General features: G+C 56.8%; 14 protein-coding genes and 1 pseudogene. 10 read left to right on the forward strand and 5 right to left on the reverse strand.

Going from position 1 to position 17,123, the window contains the following annotated elements; translation table 11 throughout:
- The first annotated feature begins 66 nt into the window (after positions 1-66).
- From AC3WS9_RS04495 to AC3WS9_RS04510, 4 genes are all read left to right on the forward strand, one after another.
- The gene (locus AC3WS9_RS04495) at positions 67-1,404 is read left to right on the forward strand and encodes a PTS sugar transporter subunit IIC (RefSeq protein WP_282494474.1); all 1,338 of its coding nucleotides are present in this window, start codon (positions 67-69) and stop codon (positions 1,402-1,404) included.
- A gap of 7 nt (positions 1,405-1,411) precedes the next feature.
- Positions 1,412-2,839: a glycoside hydrolase family 1 protein gene (locus AC3WS9_RS04500; RefSeq protein WP_492486949.1), complete on the forward strand. Its 1,428-nt coding sequence runs from the start codon at positions 1,412-1,414 to the stop codon at positions 2,837-2,839.
- Positions 2,840-2,936: 97 nt separating this feature from the next.
- Complete coding sequence (locus AC3WS9_RS04505; RefSeq protein WP_095284369.1) at positions 2,937-3,710, forward strand: GntR family transcriptional regulator; 774 nt, start codon at positions 2,937-2,939, stop codon at positions 3,708-3,710.
- Positions 3,707-4,183, forward strand: coding sequence for a GNAT family N-acetyltransferase (locus tag AC3WS9_RS04510; RefSeq protein WP_492486951.1), 477 nt, complete (start codon positions 3,707-3,709; stop codon positions 4,181-4,183). Before AC3WS9_RS04505 ends, AC3WS9_RS04510 begins: the two co-directional genes overlap by 4 nt.
- On the opposite strand, the gene galR is transcribed toward AC3WS9_RS04510, so the two are convergent.
- Positions 4,144-5,160, reverse strand: a complete 1,017-nt coding sequence (gene galR / locus AC3WS9_RS04515) for an HTH-type transcriptional regulator GalR (RefSeq protein WP_282494477.1) — start codon at positions 5,158-5,160, stop codon at positions 4,144-4,146. The genes AC3WS9_RS04510 and galR overlap by 40 nt on opposite strands.
- Before the next feature lie 625 nt (positions 5,161-5,785).
- Here galR and aas point away from each other — a divergent pair.
- Both aas and lplT read left to right on the forward strand, forming a co-directional pair.
- Positions 5,786-7,945 carry a bifunctional acyl-ACP--phospholipid O-acyltransferase/long-chain-fatty-acid--ACP ligase gene (gene aas, locus AC3WS9_RS04520; RefSeq protein WP_492486953.1) on the forward strand — a complete coding sequence of 720 codons (2,160 nt, stop codon included), beginning with the start codon at positions 5,786-5,788 and terminating at the stop codon, positions 7,943-7,945.
- Entirely contained in the window at positions 7,938-9,131 is a 1,194-nt protein-coding gene (gene lplT / locus AC3WS9_RS04525; protein WP_492486955.1) for a lysophospholipid transporter LplT, read from the forward strand. The genes aas and lplT overlap by 8 nt, the downstream gene beginning before the upstream one ends.
- A 291-nt stretch (positions 9,132-9,422) precedes the next feature.
- On the opposite strand, the gene AC3WS9_RS04530 is transcribed toward lplT, so the two are convergent.
- From AC3WS9_RS04530 to AC3WS9_RS04545, 4 genes and pseudogenes are all read right to left on the reverse strand, one after another.
- The gene (locus AC3WS9_RS04530) at positions 9,423-10,463 is read right to left on the reverse strand and encodes an NADP(H)-dependent aldo-keto reductase (protein WP_282494480.1); all 1,041 of its coding nucleotides are present in this window, start codon (positions 10,461-10,463) and stop codon (positions 9,423-9,425) included.
- Between the two features lie 133 nt (positions 10,464-10,596).
- Positions 10,597-10,815 carry a lipoprotein YgdR gene (gene ygdR, locus AC3WS9_RS04535; RefSeq protein WP_112009758.1) on the reverse strand — a complete coding sequence of 73 codons (219 nt, stop codon included), beginning with the start codon at positions 10,813-10,815 and terminating at the stop codon, positions 10,597-10,599.
- 134 nt (positions 10,816-10,949) lie between these two features.
- Positions 10,950-11,636 carry a DNA mismatch repair endonuclease MutH gene (mutH, locus tag AC3WS9_RS04540; protein ID WP_282494481.1) on the reverse strand — a complete coding sequence of 229 codons (687 nt, stop codon included), beginning with the start codon at positions 11,634-11,636 and terminating at the stop codon, positions 10,950-10,952.
- A 152-nt stretch (positions 11,637-11,788) separates the two neighbouring features.
- A pseudogene (locus AC3WS9_RS04545) lies at positions 11,789-11,866 on the reverse strand (hypothetical protein); the annotation flags it as partial.
- A 454-nt stretch (positions 11,867-12,320) separates the two neighbouring features.
- Here AC3WS9_RS04545 and rppH point away from each other — a divergent pair.
- The 4 genes from rppH (at position 12,321) to thyA (ending at position 16,942) form a co-directional block, all read left to right on the forward strand.
- On the forward strand, positions 12,321-12,851 hold the full coding sequence (gene rppH / locus AC3WS9_RS04550) for an RNA pyrophosphohydrolase (protein WP_095283210.1): 531 nt from the start codon (positions 12,321-12,323) through the stop codon (positions 12,849-12,851).
- Between the two features lie 12 nt (positions 12,852-12,863).
- On the forward strand, positions 12,864-15,110 hold the full coding sequence (gene ptsP, locus AC3WS9_RS04555) for a phosphoenolpyruvate--protein phosphotransferase (RefSeq protein WP_282494482.1): 2,247 nt from the start codon (positions 12,864-12,866) through the stop codon (positions 15,108-15,110).
- Between the two features lie 155 nt (positions 15,111-15,265).
- Positions 15,266-16,141, forward strand: coding sequence for a prolipoprotein diacylglyceryl transferase (gene lgt, locus AC3WS9_RS04560; RefSeq protein WP_285143760.1), 876 nt, complete (start codon positions 15,266-15,268; stop codon positions 16,139-16,141).
- Between the two features lie 6 nt (positions 16,142-16,147).
- Positions 16,148-16,942: a thymidylate synthase gene (gene thyA, locus AC3WS9_RS04565; protein WP_282494484.1), complete on the forward strand. Its 795-nt coding sequence runs from the start codon at positions 16,148-16,150 to the stop codon at positions 16,940-16,942.
- The last annotated feature ends 181 nt before the right edge of the window (positions 16,943-17,123 follow it).

Here is a 17,123-nt window from a genome sequence, read left to right on the forward strand (position 1 = left end):
TGCCAATAGTATTCGGCTATCCACCTTATTCGACAGATAAAAGCCCTTTTACTGAGGTAATACCTAATGGCATTACAGGAAAAACTGATCGACTCTCTGGGCAGTTTCGCCACCAAATTCAATAGCTATCGCTACATCATGGCGATTAAGTCCGCCTTCATTACCTTAATGCCGGTCATCATTGTGGGCGCCTTCTCGGTGCTGATTTCCAACATGGTGCTGGACCCCAAAAATGGCCTCGCGAGTTTTGAATCCCTCTCGTTTCTGGCCGCGCTGAAGCCGATCACCAGCGCCATTAATTACGCCACGCTGAACTTCCTCAACATTGGCGCGGTGTTTTTAATCGGCATTGAGCTCGGGCGCATCAACGGCATCAAGTCGCTATTTCCGGGGCTGCTGGCGGTGATCTGCTTTATCTGCGTCACGCCGACCACCGTTGAAATGATGGTCGACGGGCAGATGCACGTGGTGAAAGACGTGCTGCTGCGCCAGTTCTCCGATACCCGCAGTCTGTTCCTCGGCATGTTTATCGCCATTCTGTCCGTGGAGATTTACTGCTGGCTGGAGAATCGCCCTGGGCTGAAAATTAAAATGCCCGATACGGTGCCGCCCAACGTCGCTGCGTCCTTCTCGGCGCTGATCCCGGCGATTATTACCACCACCGCCATCGCGACCTTCGGTTTTATCTTCCATCAGCTGACCGGCATGTACCTGTATGACGCGGTCTATCAGGTGGTGCAGCAACCGCTCGAGCGCGTGGTGCAGAGCCTGCCGGGCATTCTGCTGCTGATGTTTGTCGCGCAACTTTTCTGGGTGATCGGTATCCACGGCAACCAGATGATCAAGCCGATCCGCGAGCCGCTGCTGCTCGGCGCGATCACCGTCAACATGAGCGCTTTCGAGCAGGGGAAAGAGATCCCCAACATCATCACCATGCCGTTCTGGGATGTGTACATGAGCATCGGCGGGTCGGGTTTGACCATTGGCCTGCTGATCGCGGTGATGATTGGCACCAAACGCAAAGAGATGCGCGAGATCGCCAAGCTCTCCATCGGGCCGGGGCTGTTCAACATCAACGAACCGGTGATCTTCGGTATGCCAATCATGCTCAACCCGATCCTGGCGATCCCCTTCATCATCACTCCGCTGGTGACCGGCTCGATTGGTTATTTCGCCACGGTGACCGGTTTTGCCGGCAAAGCAGTGGTAATGGTGCCCTGGACCACGCCGCCGCTGATTAACGCCTGGCTCTCGACGGCGGGCTCTATGGGCGCGGTGATCACTCAGGGGATTTGTATTCTGACCGCTGTTCTTATCTATCTGCCGTTCGTGAAAATTGCCTCACGCCGCGCGGAACAGGCCGCCCTTCAGGCGCAGAGCCAGCAGGCCGCTAACAACGCATGAGGATGTTATGAGCATAAAACAGATTGCGATCCCGCAGGATTTTATTCTGGGGGCCGCCGCGTCGGCCTGGCAAACGGAAGGCTGGAGCGGGAAAAAAGAGGGGCAAGATTCGTGGATCGACCTCTGGTACAAAAACGATCGTCACGTCTGGCATAACGGCTACGGCCCGGCGGTGGCGACGGATTTCATCAACCGCTTCCGCGAAGACGTGGCGCTGATGAAACAGGCGGGGCTGACGCACTACCGCACCTCCATCAACTGGTCGCGTTTTTTGACTGATTATGAAAACGCGACCGTCGATGAAGAGTACGCGGCCTATTACGACGCGCTGTTCGACGAGATGCAGCGGCAGGGCATCGAGCCGATGATCTGCCTCGAGCACTACGAGTTGCCGGGCGTGCTGCTGGAAACCTATGGCGGCTGGGCCTCGAAGCATGTGGTTGAGTTGTTTGTGCGCTACGCCGAAAAGGTGTTTGAACGCTACCACGGGAAAGTGACGCGCTGGTTTACCTTCAACGAGCCGATTGTGGTGCAAACCCGCGTTTATCTAGACGCCCTGCGCTGGCCGTACGAGCAGAACACCAGCACCTGGATGCAGTGGAATCATCACAAAGTGCTGGCGACGGCGAAAGTGGTGAAGCTGTTCCACGAGAAGGGCTACCGGGGAACCGTGGGCTGTATTCTGAATCCCGAAGTGACCTATCCGCGCTCGAAAGCCCCGCACGATGTGCGCGCCGCCGGGATCTACGACCTGTTCTACAACCGCGTATTCCTCGACCCGCTGGTTCACGGGCGCTATCCGCAAGAGTTGTTTACCCTGCTGGAGCAGCATCAGGTGGCGTGGGAGTACAGCGCAGAGGAGCTAGCGCTGATTGCTGAAAACCCTGTCGACGAGCTGGGGATCAACCTCTATTACCCGCACCGGGTAAAAGCCCCGTCGCGGGCCTGGCACCCACAAACGCCATTCCATCCGGCGTACTACTACGAACCTTTCGAGCTGCCGGGGCGTAAAATGAACGCCTCTCGCGGATGGGAAATCTACCCGAAGATCATCTATGACATGGCGATGCGCATTAAAAATGAGTATCGCAACATCCCGTGGTTTGTGGCGGAAAGCGGAATGGGCGTGGAAAACGAAGGGCAGTTCAGGGGCGATGACGGCGTCATTGCCGACGATTACCGCATCCATTTTATCAGCGAACACCTCTACTACACGCTGCTGGCGCGCGAAGAGGGGGCGAACTGCCACGGCTACATGCTGTGGGCGTTTACCGACAACGTCTCGCCGATGAACGCCTTTAAAAATCGCTATGGGCTAATTGAAATCGATCTGGCCGATAACCGCGCTCGCCGGGCGAAAAAGTCGGCGGCGTGGTTCCGCCAGCTGCGCGATGAGCGCACCCTGACGCTCAGCGTCGATGATGAATGGAAATAGGCTAAACACGCCGCAGGTTCTGGTAAAATAGCCGCCAACTGGCCGGGGGAGGATGCCCGGCCCGAGCGTCAACTCAACCGTCAGCGCAGGTGAAATCGTGGAGAAGGCCGTCGTTCCGCCAGAGAAAAAACAGTATCAGGAGATTGGCGATGATCTGCGCACGCAAATCATCGAAGGCCACTATCCTGTGGGATCCCGTCTGCCGCCTGAGCGCAATATTGCCGAGACTTACGGCGTCAGCCGCACCATCGTGCGCGAAGCGTTACTCATGCTGGAGCTCCAGGGCACGGTGGATATCCGCCAGGGCTCCGGCGTCTACGTGATGCGCATTCCGGAAGAGCATGAAAACGAAGAAGAGCGCTTCTTAAACAGCGACGTCGGCCCGTTTGAGATTTTGCAGGCGCGCCAGCTGCTCGAAAGCAACATCGCCGCCTTCGCCGCCAAAATGGCGACCCGCGCGGATATCGATAATCTGCGTCGCATCATCGAGCAGGAGCAGCGCGCGATTGCTGCCGACGATAACAGCCAGGATAACAACAAGATGTTCCACCTGGTGCTGGCGGGAGCGACGCAAAACCAGATGCTGCTGGCGACCGTCGAGAGCGTCTGGCACCACATGGACAGCAGTCCGCTGTGGCAGCAGTTCAACGTTCACATCGCCAGCCGGGCGTACCGCCTGAAATGGCTGGGCGATCGCCAGACCATTCTGGCCGCCCTGCGTCGACGCGACGTGATGGGCGCATGGCAGGCCATGTTCCAGCACCTGGAAAACGTCAAAAAAAGTCTGCTGGAGTTATCCGACGAAGATGCGCCGGATTTCGACGGCTATCTTTTTGAATCCGTACCGCTCTTCCAGGGGAAACTGGTATGAACATCCTCCCCTTATATTCCGTCCCGCACCACGCGGAGCGGGTGGTCGACTGGCTGTGGCAGGAATTTGGCGACGGATTACCACGCGAATTTTTAGCCAGCGTCATCGAACACAGCCAGACGCCGGACGCGCTGCCCATGACCTTTGTGGCGGTCGACGGCGAACAGCTGCTGGGCACCGTCGGATTGTGGCGCTGTGATTTGATTACGCGTCAGGATCTTTTTCCGTGGCTGGCGGCGCTGTACGTAGACGATGCGGCGCGCGGGAAAGGGCTGGCGGGGCAACTGCAGGAGCATGTGATGGGCTACGCCGCGAAAGCCGGATATTCCGAGCTACATCTCTGGTCCGCCTGCCGCGACTTTTACGAACGCTACGGCTGGCAGTACATCGGCGATGGGCTGGAATACCCGAACAAAACGGTCCATCTCTATCGCTATTCGCTGACCGGCTCCGCGGGCGCCACCACCGAGTGACGGCGTACCAGCGTCGGGCTGAACAAATGAGTGATGTCCGGCGGCGGGCGTTTTTCCGCGAGAGCCAGCGCCAGTTCGGCGGCCTGGGTCGCCATCGTCACAATCGGATAGCGCACGGTGGTCAGACGCGGGCGCACATAGCGCGCGACTAACACATCATCAAAACCAATCAGTGAAATTTCGGCAGGCACGTCGATGCCGTTATCGTTCAGCACGCCCATCGCACCCGCGGCCATGGAGTCGTTATAGCAGGCCACCGCAGTGAAATTCCGTCCACGTCCTAACAGCTCGGTCATCGCCTGCTCGCCGCCGCTTTCGTCCGGTTCGCCGTAGGTCACCAGACGATCGTTGCACGGCAGACCACTTTCGCGCAGGGCGTCGTAATAGCCGCGCAGGCGGTCTTCGGCGTCAGAAATCTGGTGGTTTGAGCAGAGATAGCCGATGCGCGTGTGTCCCTGCTGAATCAGATGGCGGGTGGCAAGCCAGGCGCCGTAGCGATCGTCCAGTGCCACGCAGCGCTTTTCATAGCCGGGAATAATGCGGTTAATCAAGACCATGCCGGGGATCTGCTTCATCAGATGGAGCAGCTCTTCGTCGGGAAGCACTTTGGCGTGAACCACCAGCGCCGCGCAGCGATGGCGAATCAGCTGTTCGATGGCCTGACGCTCTTTTTGTTCGTTGTGGTAGCCGTTGCCGATCAGCAGAAAATTACCGGTCTGGTACGCCACCTGTTCCACCGCTTTAACCATCGCGCCGAAAAAGGGATCGGAGACGTCGCCGACCACCAGCCCGACGGTTTCCGTCGACTGCTGCGCCAGGGCGCGGGCGTTGGCGTTGGGATGATAATTCAGGGTTTCCATGGCGCTCTGCACGGCCTGACGGGAAGCATCGCTGGCTTTGGGGGAGTTGTTAATGACGCGAGAAACGGTCGCCACAGAAACACCCGACAGACGAGCCACATCCTTAATTGTCGCCATTTAATACCTTCTTTAGGGGGTAAGCGTTTACACACACAATAGTGTTGCGGAAAAGTGAGGTGCATTCAAGGCCTGCGCCGGAAAGCCGCTCGCAAACGTGATGGAGGACATGGGAAAACAGTGTAATCGTTACACGGGCAAGCGTGTCAGAATAATGTCAAACCGAACCTTTGGTTACACTTTGCCGCAGGCTGTTGCGATTGTCCGCTGGTGGAGAATGTGAACAGATTGCTACAGTCGAGATCCCAGAGGTATTGATAGGTGAAATCAGCTCCGGTTGATTAACACGAATTACACCAACCTGCGTCCATACGCAGGTTTTTTTTGCCTGTAACTTCAATCTGTAACAGCAATCGAGAATATTCACACCTGGTTGCACTTAGGCTCATTCCCTTGCGTTTTCCTGCTGGCGAAGCGAGGGGCCAACAGCCACAATCAAGATCCCAGAGGTATTGATTGGTGAGAATTCTTGGTACGGTTTCGTACTCATCTCTTGCACCAGCCTGCGCGGATGCGCAGGTTTTTTTTCGCCTGAAATACGCTATCACTCCTCCCGCCTGCACTTCTCGTGTAATCTGCCACAATTTAGCGTAACCCTAAAATTTGACAGGCAAAGGGAGTTGAAATGCTATTTGGGTTTTTCCGTACCTTGTTTCGTATCCTCTTTCGCGTCCGCCTGACGGGTGACACTCAGTCACTGCGCGGCGAGCGTGTGCTCATCACCCCAAACCATGTCTCCTTTATCGACGGCGTGTTGCTGGCACTTTTCCTGCCGGGCCGCCCGGTGTTTGCGGTATACAGCTCCATCAGCCAGAAGTGGTTTATGCGGGGCCTTGCGCCGCTGATCGATTTTGTTCCGCTCGACCCGACCAAACCGATGATGATCAAACATCTGGTGCGCCTGATTGAGCAGGGGCGTCCGGTGGTGATCTTCCCGGAAGGGCGACTCACCGTGACCGGCTCGCTGATGAAAATCTACGACGGCGCGGGGTTTGTGGCGGCGAAATCGAAAGCCACCGTGGTGCCGCTGCGCATTGAAGGGGCGGAACTCACCTACTTCAGCCGTCTGAAAGGGCTGGTGAAGCAGCGCCTGTTCCCGCAAATTACCCTGCATATTCTGCCGCCAACGACGCTGCCGATGCCTGACGCGCCGCGCGCGCGGGATCGCCGCAAGATAGCAGGCGAAATGCTCCATCAAATCATGATGGAAGCGCGCATGGCCGTGCGCCCGCGCGAAACCTTATATGAAGCGCTCCTCTCGGCTCAGCACCGTTTTGGCGACAAGAAAAATTGCGTCGAAGACATCAACTTTACCCCCGATACCTACCGCAAGCTGCTGACCAAGACGCTGTTTGTCGGCCGTATTCTGGAAAAATACAGCCAGCAGGGGGAAAAAATTGGTCTGATGCTGCCGAACGCCGGGATCAGCGCGGCGGTGATTTTCGGGGCGGTATCGCGCGGGCGCATTCCGGCGATGATGAACTACACGGCGGGCGTTAAAGGGCTGACCAGCGCCATCACTGCCGCGGAGATCAAAACCGTCTTCACCTCGCGCCAGTTCCTCGATAAGGGCAAGCTCTGGCACCTGCCGGAACAGCTCAAGCAGGTGCGCTGGGTCTTCCTCGAAGATCTGAAAGCCGACGTTACCCTCGCCGATAAGCTGTGGATTTTTGCCCATCTGCTGGCGCCGCATCTGGCGCAGGTCAAACAGCAGCCGGAAGATGCGGCCATTATTCTGTTCACCTCGGGCTCAGAAGGCCATCCGAAGGGCGTTGTTCACTCTCATAAAAGCATTCTGGCGAACGTCGAGCAGATCAAAACCATCGCCGACTTCACCGCCAATGACCGCTTTATGTCGGCGCTGCCGCTGTTCCACTCCTTTGGCCTGACGGTTGGGCTGTTCACACCGCTGTTCACGGGCGCGGAGGTGTTCCTCTATCCAAGCCCGCTGCATTACCGCGTCGTGCCGGAGCTGGTCTATGACCGCAACTGTACGGTGCTGTTTGGGACTTCAACCTTCCTTGGCAACTACGCGCGTTTCGCCAATCCCTATGATTTCTTCCGCGTGCGCTACGTGGTGGCGGGGGCAGAAAAACTGCAGGACAGCACCCGGCAAATCTGGCAGGACAAGTTTGGCCTGCGCATCCTTGAGGGCTACGGCGTGACGGAATGCGCGCCGGTGGTGTCGATCAACGTGCCGATGGCGGCGAAGCCCAATACCGTCGGGCGCATTTTGCCGGGGATGGATGCGCGTCTGCTGGCGGTGCCGGGCATTGAAGACGGCGGTCGGCTGCAGCTCAAAGGGCCAAACGTGATGAACGGCTACTTGCGCGTGGAAAATCCCGGTGTGCTCGAAGCGCCGACGGCGGAAAATGCGCAGGGCGAAGTGGAAACCGGCTGGTATGACACGGGCGATATTGTGCGCTTTGACGAGCAGGGCTTTGTGCAGATCAAAGGTCGAGCCAAACGCTTCGCCAAAATCGCCGGGGAGATGGTTTCGCTGGAGATGGTGGAGCAGCTGGCGACGGCGGTCTCGGCCGACAAAATGCACGCCACGGCGATCAAGAGCGACGCCAGCAAAGGCGAGGCGCTGGTGCTGTTTACCACCGACAGCGAACTCAAACGCGAACAGCTTCTGCATTACGCTCGCGAGCATGGTGTGCCAGAGCTCGCTGTGCCGCGCGATATTCGTTATCTGAAACAGCTACCGGTGCTCGGCAGCGGTAAACCTGATTTTGTCGCGCTGAAAGGCATGGTTGATGAGGCGGAACAGCATAATGCGTGAGTCAGTACACACTAACACCTCCCTGTGGTCGAAGGGCATGATGGCGGTGACCAGCGCCCAGTTCCTTTCGGCCTTCGGCGACAACGCGCTGCTGTTTGCCACGCTGGCGCTGCTCAAAGCCGAGTTTTACCCGGACTGGAGCCAGCCGATCCTGCAGATGGTGTTTGTGGGTGCTTACATCATTTTCGCCCCCTTTGTCGGACAGGTGGCGGACAGCTTCCCTAAAGGCCGGGTGATGATGTTCGCCAACAGTCTCAAGCTGTTAGGGGCGGCGAGCATCTGTTTTGGTTTTAATCCTTTTATCGGCTATACGCTGGTGGGGATTGGCGCGGCGGCCTATTCCCCGGCGAAGTACGGCATTCTGGGCGAGCTGACCACCGGCGATAAACTGGTGAAAGCCAACGGTCTGATGGAGTCCTCGACGATTGCCGCTATTTTGCTCGGCTCCGTCGCGGGCGGTGTGCTGGCGGACTGGCACGTGCTGGCAGCGCTTGGCGTGTGTGCGCTGGTGTACGCCGGGGCGGTCGTGGCAAATCTGTTTATCCCGACGCTGCCGGTGGCGCGTCCGGGGCAGTCCTGGCGCTTTACGCCGATGACGGCCAGCTTCTTCAATGCCTGCCGCGTGCTGTGGCGCAACGGTGAAACGCGTTTCTCCCTGTTGGGAACCAGTATGTTCTGGGGCGCAGGCGTGACGCTGCGCTTCCTGCTGGTACTCTGGGTGCCGACGGCGCTCGGGATCACCGATAACGCCACGCCTACCTATCTCAACGCCATGGTGGCCGTCGGGATTGTGATCGGGGCGGGGGCTGCAGCGAAGCTGGTCACGCTGGAGACCGTCGCGCGCTGTATGCCTGCGGGCATTTTGATTGGCGTCGGGGTGCTGTTTTTCTCCCTGCAACATGCGCTGCTCCCGGCTTACGTGCTGCTGATCCTGATCGGTATGCTCGGTGGTTTCTTCGTGGTGCCGCTGAACGCGCTCTTGCAGGAGCGTGGCAAACAGACGGTGGGCGCGGGTAACGCGATTGCGGTGCAGAATCTCGGTGAAAACACCGCCATGCTGCTGATGCTGGGGCTTTACTCGCTGGCCGTGAAAGCGGGATTACCGGTGGTGGGAATCGGTGTCGGGTTCGGCGGGTTATTTGCGCTGGCGATTGCCGGGCTATGGCTCTGGCAGCGTCGCCGGTAACAGATTGCCGGGTGGCGAAAATCACAGCATTCACACATCGTAAGCCCGGTAAGCGGTAGCGCCACCGGGCAAAAAAACGCATAAATGCCAACATTGTGCCGGGTGGCGGCTTCGCCTTACCCGGCCTACAAATCACGGCATTCACGCATCGTAGGCCCGGTAAGCGGTAGCGCCACCGGGCATAAAGCCGCATAAATGCCAACATCGTGCCGGGTGGCGGCTTCGCCTTACCCGGCCTACAAATCACAGCATTCACGCATCGTAGACCCGGTCGCCGGGCATGACAACGCGTTACGGTGCCGGGTAGGTATAAACCTGATGCACCGCTTCAATCTCCGCTAACACCTCTTCGCTCAACTCCAGATGGAAGCTTTCAACGTTTGTCTTCAGCTGTTCCATCGTCGTCGCACCCAGCAGGGTGCTGGCCACGAACGGCTGACGCCGTACAAACGCCAGAGCCATCTGCGCCGGGTCCAGACCGTGGCGTTTCGCTATATCCACATACGCCGCGACCGCTTTCTGCGTCTGCTCGCCGCTGTAACGGGTGAAACGGCTGAACAGCGTATTACGCGCACCCGCCGGTTTAGCTCCGTTCAGGTACTTGCCGGTCAGCGTACCAAAGGCCAGGCAGGAATAAGCCAGCAGTTCCACGCCTTCGTATTGACTGACTTCCGCCAGACCCACTTCATAGCTGCGGTTCACTAAGCTGTACGGGTTTTGAATCGTCACAATGCGCGGCAGATCGTGCTTATCCGCCAGATGCAGATAACGCATCACGCCAAACGCCGTTTCGTTCGAGACGCCAATGTAGCGAATCTTCCCGGCTCGCTGGCACTCGGTCAGCGCTTCCAGGGTTTCGAGCAGTGTCACCACCGGCGCGCTGTCGCTCCAGGTGTAGCCGAGCTTACCGAAGCAGTTGGTCGGACGCTGCGGCCAGTGAACCTGGTATAAATCGAGATAGTCGGTCTGGAGACGTTGCAGGCTGGCATCCAGCGCGGCGCGGATATTTTTGCGATCCAGAATCTGATTCGGACGAATGCCCGCGTCGTTATTGCGCGACGGGCCGCTAACTTTCGACGCCAGCACCAGCTTTTCGCGATTGCCGCTTTTCGCCAGCCAATTGCCAACGTAGGTTTCAGTTAATCCCTGGGTCTCCGGGCGCGGTGGCACCGGATACATCTCCGCCACGTCAATCAGGTTGATTCCCTGGCTGACGGCGTAATCGAGTTGCGCATGGGCATCGGCTTCGCTGTTTTGTTCACCGAATGTCATCGTGCCCAACCCCAGTTGGCTGATCTCCAGAGTGCTGTGGGGGATACGGTGATAATGCATAGCCGGCTTCCTTTACTGTGAAAAATGACGGCGTCAGGAACCTGCCCGACGAAGGACTATAAACATGGCAGAGGGGAAGCAAAAGGGGAAGAAAAAAATCAAAAAGGCCAGTAAGCAACTGACCTTGAAAGGGTTATCTTTCGATGATTTGCGAAACTTCGTCGCGATTGATCTGCATTTTATTACCCTGCTGATCGTGATAGCTGACCAGACCGGTATCGTCATCGACTTCGGGTTTGCCGTCAGTCAGGATCATTCGACCATCTTTTGTCGCCATGACGTAATCACTACTACAACCTGAAACAGCAAACGCTAAACCGACCGCTGAGATTATCACTGCCCATTTTTTCATCGTTATCATCCTCACCTGTCTCGTATCACATCATAGTGTAGTAATAACCTGAGAATGCGTCAGGAGGAAGCAGTAAAATCTTAATTGGGAGTGGATTATGTTTGATTCAGTTCAAACTTCTCATAAATCCGCCTTTACGCAAAAAAGTGTCGAGCCAACAGGGCTCCGGTGAAATTCTTTTTTAAGTAAAAGCCGCGCGGCAGCGTCAGGATGGGCTCGCCGTGGGCACCAATGGCCTCGGTCAGCGCCTTGCTGTTTGCCGCTTTGGGACGAAGCTGCATCACTTCACCGTGGCGCGCCGTAATACGCTCCACCTGACCCAGCACGATCATATCCATTAACTCTTCCCAGTCCTGCGAAAGCTGGCGTTCTTCCTCTTCGTTGGGGCTCCAGAGCAGCGGTGCGCCCACGCGACGATCGGCGAGAGGAATTGCCCGGTCACCTTCAATAGGCACCCACAGCACCCGCTTGAGTTTATGGCGCACATGGCTCATTTCCCAGGTGACGCCCGTATTCCCGGTTAAGGGTGCAACGCAGACAAAGGTGGTTTCGAGCGGTCTTCCCTGGCTATCAATGGGGATGGTTTTGAGCTCAACGCCCAGCGCGGCAAAATCCTGCTCGGGTTTGCTGCCCGCACTCGCGCCCAGCCAGCGCTCCAGCAGCACGCCGATCCAGCCTTTATCCCGTTTCAGATCCTTGGGTATCGGCAAGCCCGCCATCGCCGCCAGTTCTCCAAGCGAATAGCCCGCGACGCGTTGCGCCTGGTGCAAGAGTTGCGCTTCTGTTGCAGGAGGAGAAGTCAGTGGGACGAGCGGAAGCATAAATATAAGCCTTTGATTAAAAAATGAACTGTAAAAACAGACCTTGTGGATAGAGTTTAACTATTTCTGCGGCGTATTGGCAGGCTTATGATTTATCGACGTTTTTAGGATGAATCTGCCTGAGTTTGAAAAGGGCAAAAACAGGTTGTTCAAAACTGGTCACTGACAATGAACAGGATCTTACACCATGTTATCCACAGAAAAGTGGGATAACTGGGAATAACCCCCACTACTGTTTCGATTTACAGCCTTGACGTGCGACGAAAATCGAATTTTCACACAAATAGTGCCTAAGTTATTGGCACAATCTGTGGATAAAACCGACGCTGTTCGATCTTTCATCAGCACGACGATCCCTGATGTGATGATCGTCACGTTATGGCGTTCGTCCGAGCCTTTTTTGTATTTAACGGCATGAAAAATGAAGAGTTATTGTTATGCTCTTTCTCGGTGAGATTATCCACCGGGAATGTTGTCCAGCGGTAATTCCATACTTCTTCACAACTATATCCACAGAAAAAGTGAATAAAATGGCCTTCCGGCGACCTCATCTGTTTATAACTCGAGTGAAAATTGTGAGTTATTCAAATGTTATTCCTTCGCAGCCCTGTAAGAGAGTGGTTTACCGCCTCACTGGAGTGTGAAACAATCGATCATATATAAGGTTTAGTTTGAGGTAGTCCGGTGATTGATGACGATGGCTACCGCCCGAACGTAGGTATCGTAATTTGTAATCGTCAGGGCCAGGTTATGTGGGCAAGACGGTATGGTCAGCACTCCTGGCAGTTCCCGCAAGGCGGGATCAACCCAGGAGAGTCCCCAGAACAAGCGATGTATCGGGAGCTGTTCGAAGAAGTCGGCTTAAGCCGAAAAGATGTTCGCATCCTGGCTTCGACCCGCAACTGGTTGCGTTACAAGTTACCGAAACGTTTGGTGCGTTGGGACACAAAGCCGGTTTGTATCGGCCAGAAACAAAAGTGGTTTCTTCTGCAATTGGTGAGTAACGACTCGGAAATCAATATGCAAACCAGCAGTACGCCGGAGTTCGATGGCTGGCGCTGGGTGAGTTACTGGTATCCCGTTCGTCAGGTCGTCTCATTTAAACGCGATGTTTACCGTAGGGTGATGAAAGAGTTTGCAAGTGTGGTCATTGCGTTTCAGGAGGCCCCTCCTAAGCCGCAAAGCACACCTGCCTGGCGACGTAAAAGAGGTTAAGCAACGCAAATCATGCTCACCCGCTTGCGAGAAATAGTCGAAAAGGTTGCCAGTGCCCCGCGCCTCAATGAGGCGCTGGACATTCTGGTCACCGACATCTGTCTTGCGATGGAAACCGAAGTTTGTTCGGTGTATCTGGCCGACCACGATCGGCGCTGTTACTACCTGATGGCGACCCGCGGGTTGAAAAAACCGCGCGGCCGCACTGTTGCGCTCGCCTTTGATGAAGGGATCGTCGGCCTGGTTGGACGGCTGGCGGAACCGATCAACCTCGCCGATGCGCAAAAACACCCCAGCTTTAAATACATCCCGTCGGTGAAGGAAGAGCGCTTTCGCGCGTTCCTCGGCGTGCCGATCATTCAGCGCCGCCAGCTTCTTGGTGTGCTGGTGGTCCAGCAGCGCGAACTGCGTCAGTTCGACGAAAGCGAAGAGTCTTTCCTCGTTACGCTGGCCACGCAAATGGCCGCGATCCTCTCCCAGTCTCAGTTAGCTGCCCTGTTTGGTCAGTATCGCCAGACGCGTATCCGCGCGCTGCCTGCGTCGCCGGGTGTCGCTATCGCCGAAGGCTGGATGGACGCCACGCTGCCGCTGATGGAGCAGGTGTACGAAGCCTCGACGCTCGATGCAGCCCTTGAACGCGAACGCCTGACCGGCGCGCTGGAAGAGGCCTCCAACGAATTTCGTCGCTACAGCAAGCGATTTGCCGCCGGTGCTCAAAAAGAGACGGCGGCGATTTTTGACCTCTATTCACACCTGCTCTCCGATGCCCGTCTGCGCCGCGAACTCTTCGCCGAAGTGGACAAAGGATCGGTGGCCGAGTGGGCGGTTAAAAAGGTTATCGAACGTTTTGCCGAGCAGTTTGCCGCCCTGACGGATGGTTATCTGAAAGAGCGCGCGGGCGATCTGCGAAGCCTGGGCCAGCGTCTGCTGTTCCATCTCGACGATACCATTCAGGGCGAAAACGCCTGGCCGAAACGCTTTGTGCTGGTCGCCGATGAACTGTCGGCTACCACGCTTGCTGAGCTGCCGCACGATCGCCTGGCGGGCGTGGTGGTACGCGACGGTGCGGCCAACTCCCACGCGGCCATTATGGTGCGCGCGCTGGGTATCCCTACCGTTATGGGCGCGGATATTCAGCCTTCGGTGCTGCAACGTCGCACCCTGGTAGTGGACGGTTATCGCGGCGAACTGCTGGTCGATCCTGAGCCGGTGCTGCTGCAGGAATATCAACGCTTAATCAGCGAAGAAAACGAACTCAGTCGCCTGGCGGAAGACGACGTCGATCTGCCTGCACAGCTGAAAAGCGGCGAGCGTGTTAAGGTGATGCTCAACGCAGGCCTGAGTCCGGCCCACGAAGAGAAGCTCGGCAGCCGCATCGACGGCATCGGTCTGTACCGCACGGAAATTCCTTTCATGCTGCAAAGCGGCTTCCCTTCCGAGGAGGAGCAGGTGGCGCAGTATCAGGGGATGCTGCAGATGTTTAACGACAAACCCGTCACCCTGCGCACGCTGGACGTCGGAGCCGATAAACAGCTGCCCTACATGCCGATCAGCGAAGAGAACCCATGCCTGGGCTGGCGCGGGATCCGCATTACGCTCGACCAGCCGGAGATCTTCCTGGTGCAGGTGCGCGCCATGCTGCGTGCCAACGCGGCTACCGGCAATCTCAGCATTCTTCTGCCAATGGTCACCAGCCTCGATGAAATCGACGAAGCGCGTCGACTTATTGAACGTGCGGGCCGTGAAGTGGAAGAGATGATCGGGTATGCGATCCCCAAACCGCGTCTGGGCGTGATGCTCGAAGTCCCTTCGATGGTCTTTATGCTGCCGCAGCTGGCGACTCGGGTGGATTTCATCTCCGTCGGCACCAATGACCTGACGCAGTACATCCTGGCCGTCGATCGCAACAACACCCGCGTAGCGAGCATTTACGACAGCCTGCACCCTGGGATGCTGCGGGCGCTGGCGATGATTGCGCGCGACGCCGAGCAGTACGGCATCGACCTGCGCCTGTGTGGTGAAATGGCCGGTGATTCCATGTGCGTAGCAATTCTGATTGGCCTCGGCTTCCGTCATCTGTCGATGAACGGCCGCTCGGTAGCGCGCGTGAAATACCTTTTGCGCCATATCGAGATTGAAGACGCGCAGGAGCTGGCAAAACGCAGCCTCGAGGCGCAGCTGGCGACGGAAGTTCGTCATCAGGTGGCGGCCTTTATGGAGCGTCGCGGCATGGGCGGTTTGATCCGCGGCGGCCGTTAGCACTCTCTTTTCGTATACACATCTTTTACATCTCGGGCGCATCCTCTGCGCCTGCCTTGTGCTATGATTCGCAACTTTGGAGCGTTGGTTAACCCTGCGCGCGTCTATTTTTCGCTGTCCACTTTCAGCGGAATAACAACATCTTGTGGTGACAGATGAACAGTGGTTATCTGCATTTTCCGGAATTTGATCCGGTCATTTTCTCAGTTGGTCCCGTTGCGCTTCACTGGTACGGTCTTATGTATCTGGTGGGTTTCATTTTTGCCATGTGGCTTGCGGGCCGTCGCGCCGGTCGTCCGGGCAGCGGATGGACCAAAAACGAAGTTGAAAACCTGCTTTACGCGGGCTTCCTCGGGGTGTTCCTCGGTGGGCGTATCGGCTATGTGCTGTTCTACAACTTCCCAATCTTCCTGAGCGATCCACTCTATCTGTTCCGCGTCTGGGACGGCGGCATGTCCTTCCACGGCGGCCTGATTGGCGTGATCCTGGTGATGGTGATCTTCGCTAAACGCACCAAACGCAACTTCTTCCAGGTGGCTGATTTCATTGCTCCGCTGATCCCGTTTGGCCTTGGCGCCGGGCGTCTGGGTAACTTCATCAACGGCGAGCTGTGGGGCCGTGTGGACCCGAGCGTCTCCTGGACGATGCTGTTCCCGAACTCTCGTGCGGAAGATATCGCGCTGCTACCGTCGCACCCTGAATGGCAGTCTATCTTCGACACCTACGGCTCACTGCCGCGCCACATGTCTCAGCTGTATGAGCTGGCGCTCGAAGGCGTGGTGCTGTTTATCATCCTGAATCTGTTTATCCGCAAACCACGCCCAATGGGCTCTGTCTCCGGTCTGTTCCTGATTGGTTACGGCGCGTTCCGTATCATCGTTGAATTCTTCCGCCAGCCGGATCAGCAGTTCACCGGTGAGTGGGTTCAGTACATCAGCATGGGGCAGATTCTCTCTATCCCAATGATTGTCGCGGGTATCATTATGATGATTTGGGCGTACCGTCGTCGTCCACAGCAACAGCTTTCCTGAGGAACCATGAAACAGTATCTTGAACTGATGAAAAAAGTGCTCGATGAGGGCACGCCGAAAAACGATCGCACCGGTACCGGAACGCTCTCCATTTTTGGCCACCAGATGCGCTTCAACCTGCAGGAAGGTTTTCCGCTGGTGACGACTAAGCGCTGCCATTTGCGCTCGATCATTCATGAACTGCTCTGGTTCCTGCAAGGCGATACCAATGTGGCGTATCTGCACGAAAACAACGTCTCAATCTGGGACGAATGGGCAGATGAAAACGGCAACCTGGGCCCGGTCTACGGCAAGCAGTGGCGCGCGTGGCCAACGCCTGATGGCCGTCATATCGACCAAATCACCACCGTTCTGAACCAGCTGAAAAACGATCCCGATTCGCGTCGTATCATCGTTTCAGCCTGGAACGTCGGTGAGCTGGACAAAATGGCGCTGGCTCCTTGCCACGCCTTCTTCCAGTTCTATGTCGCTGACGGCAAGCTCTCCTGCCAGCTGTATCAGCGCTCTTGCGACGTGTTCCTCGGGCTACCGTTCAATATCGCCAGCTACGCCTTACTGGTGCATATGATGGCGCAGCAGTGCGACCTCGAAGTCGGTGACTTTGTCTGGACCGGTGGCGATACGCACCTCTACAGCAACCACATGGAACAGACGCATCTGCAGCTGAGCCGCGAACCGCGTGCACTGCCGAAGCTGGTTATCAAGCGTAAGCCGGAATCCATCTTCGACTATCGCTTCGACGATTTCGAGATTGAAGGCTACGATCCGCACCCTGGCATCAAAGCCCCTGTCGCTATCTGATAACGACTATCCTCACACAACCGGTGCTCTTGAGCGCCGGTTTTTTTTGCCCTGATTTCGCTTTTACGAGGCGCTTTCCAGCGTTTTTGCAACGCAATGCAACGGATGATTTTTCGCGGAAAGCGCCTCGTAACCTTCACTTTCTCCAGTCGTTTTTATTGCCCGCTCTCGTCACACTACG

This window comes from Lelliottia sp. EB106-05-01-XG201 (genome assembly GCF_058791735.1).

What these genes read in the sequence shown, in the direction of transcription:
- AC3WS9_RS04495 (WP_282494474.1), top strand. Translation starts at nt 67, where the DNA reads ATGGCATTACAGGAAAAACTGATCGACTCTCTGGGCAGTTTCGCCACC.
- AC3WS9_RS04500 (WP_492486949.1), top strand. Translation starts at nt 1,412, where the DNA reads ATGAGCATAAAACAGATTGCGATCCCGCAGGATTTTATTCTGGGGGCC.
- AC3WS9_RS04510 (WP_492486951.1), top strand. Translation starts at nt 3,707, where the DNA reads ATGAACATCCTCCCCTTATATTCCGTCCCGCACCACGCGGAGCGGGTG.
- galR (WP_282494477.1), bottom strand. Translation starts at nt 5,160, where the DNA reads ATGGCGACAATTAAGGATGTGGCTCGTCTGTCGGGTGTTTCTGTGGCG.
- aas (WP_492486953.1), top strand. Translation starts at nt 5,786, where the DNA reads ATGCTATTTGGGTTTTTCCGTACCTTGTTTCGTATCCTCTTTCGCGTC.
- lplT (WP_492486955.1), top strand. Translation starts at nt 7,938, where the DNA reads ATGCGTGAGTCAGTACACACTAACACCTCCCTGTGGTCGAAGGGCATG.
- AC3WS9_RS04530 (WP_282494480.1), bottom strand. Translation starts at nt 10,463, where the DNA reads ATGCATTATCACCGTATCCCCCACAGCACTCTGGAGATCAGCCAACTG.
- ygdR (WP_112009758.1), bottom strand. Translation starts at nt 10,815, where the DNA reads ATGAAAAAATGGGCAGTGATAATCTCAGCGGTCGGTTTAGCGTTTGCT.
- mutH (WP_282494481.1), bottom strand. Translation starts at nt 11,636, where the DNA reads ATGCTTCCGCTCGTCCCACTGACTTCTCCTCCTGCAACAGAAGCGCAA.
- ptsP (WP_282494482.1), top strand. Translation starts at nt 12,864, where the DNA reads ATGCTCACCCGCTTGCGAGAAATAGTCGAAAAGGTTGCCAGTGCCCCG.
- lgt (WP_285143760.1), top strand. Translation starts at nt 15,266, where the DNA reads ATGAACAGTGGTTATCTGCATTTTCCGGAATTTGATCCGGTCATTTTC.
- thyA (WP_282494484.1), top strand. Translation starts at nt 16,148, where the DNA reads ATGAAACAGTATCTTGAACTGATGAAAAAAGTGCTCGATGAGGGCACG.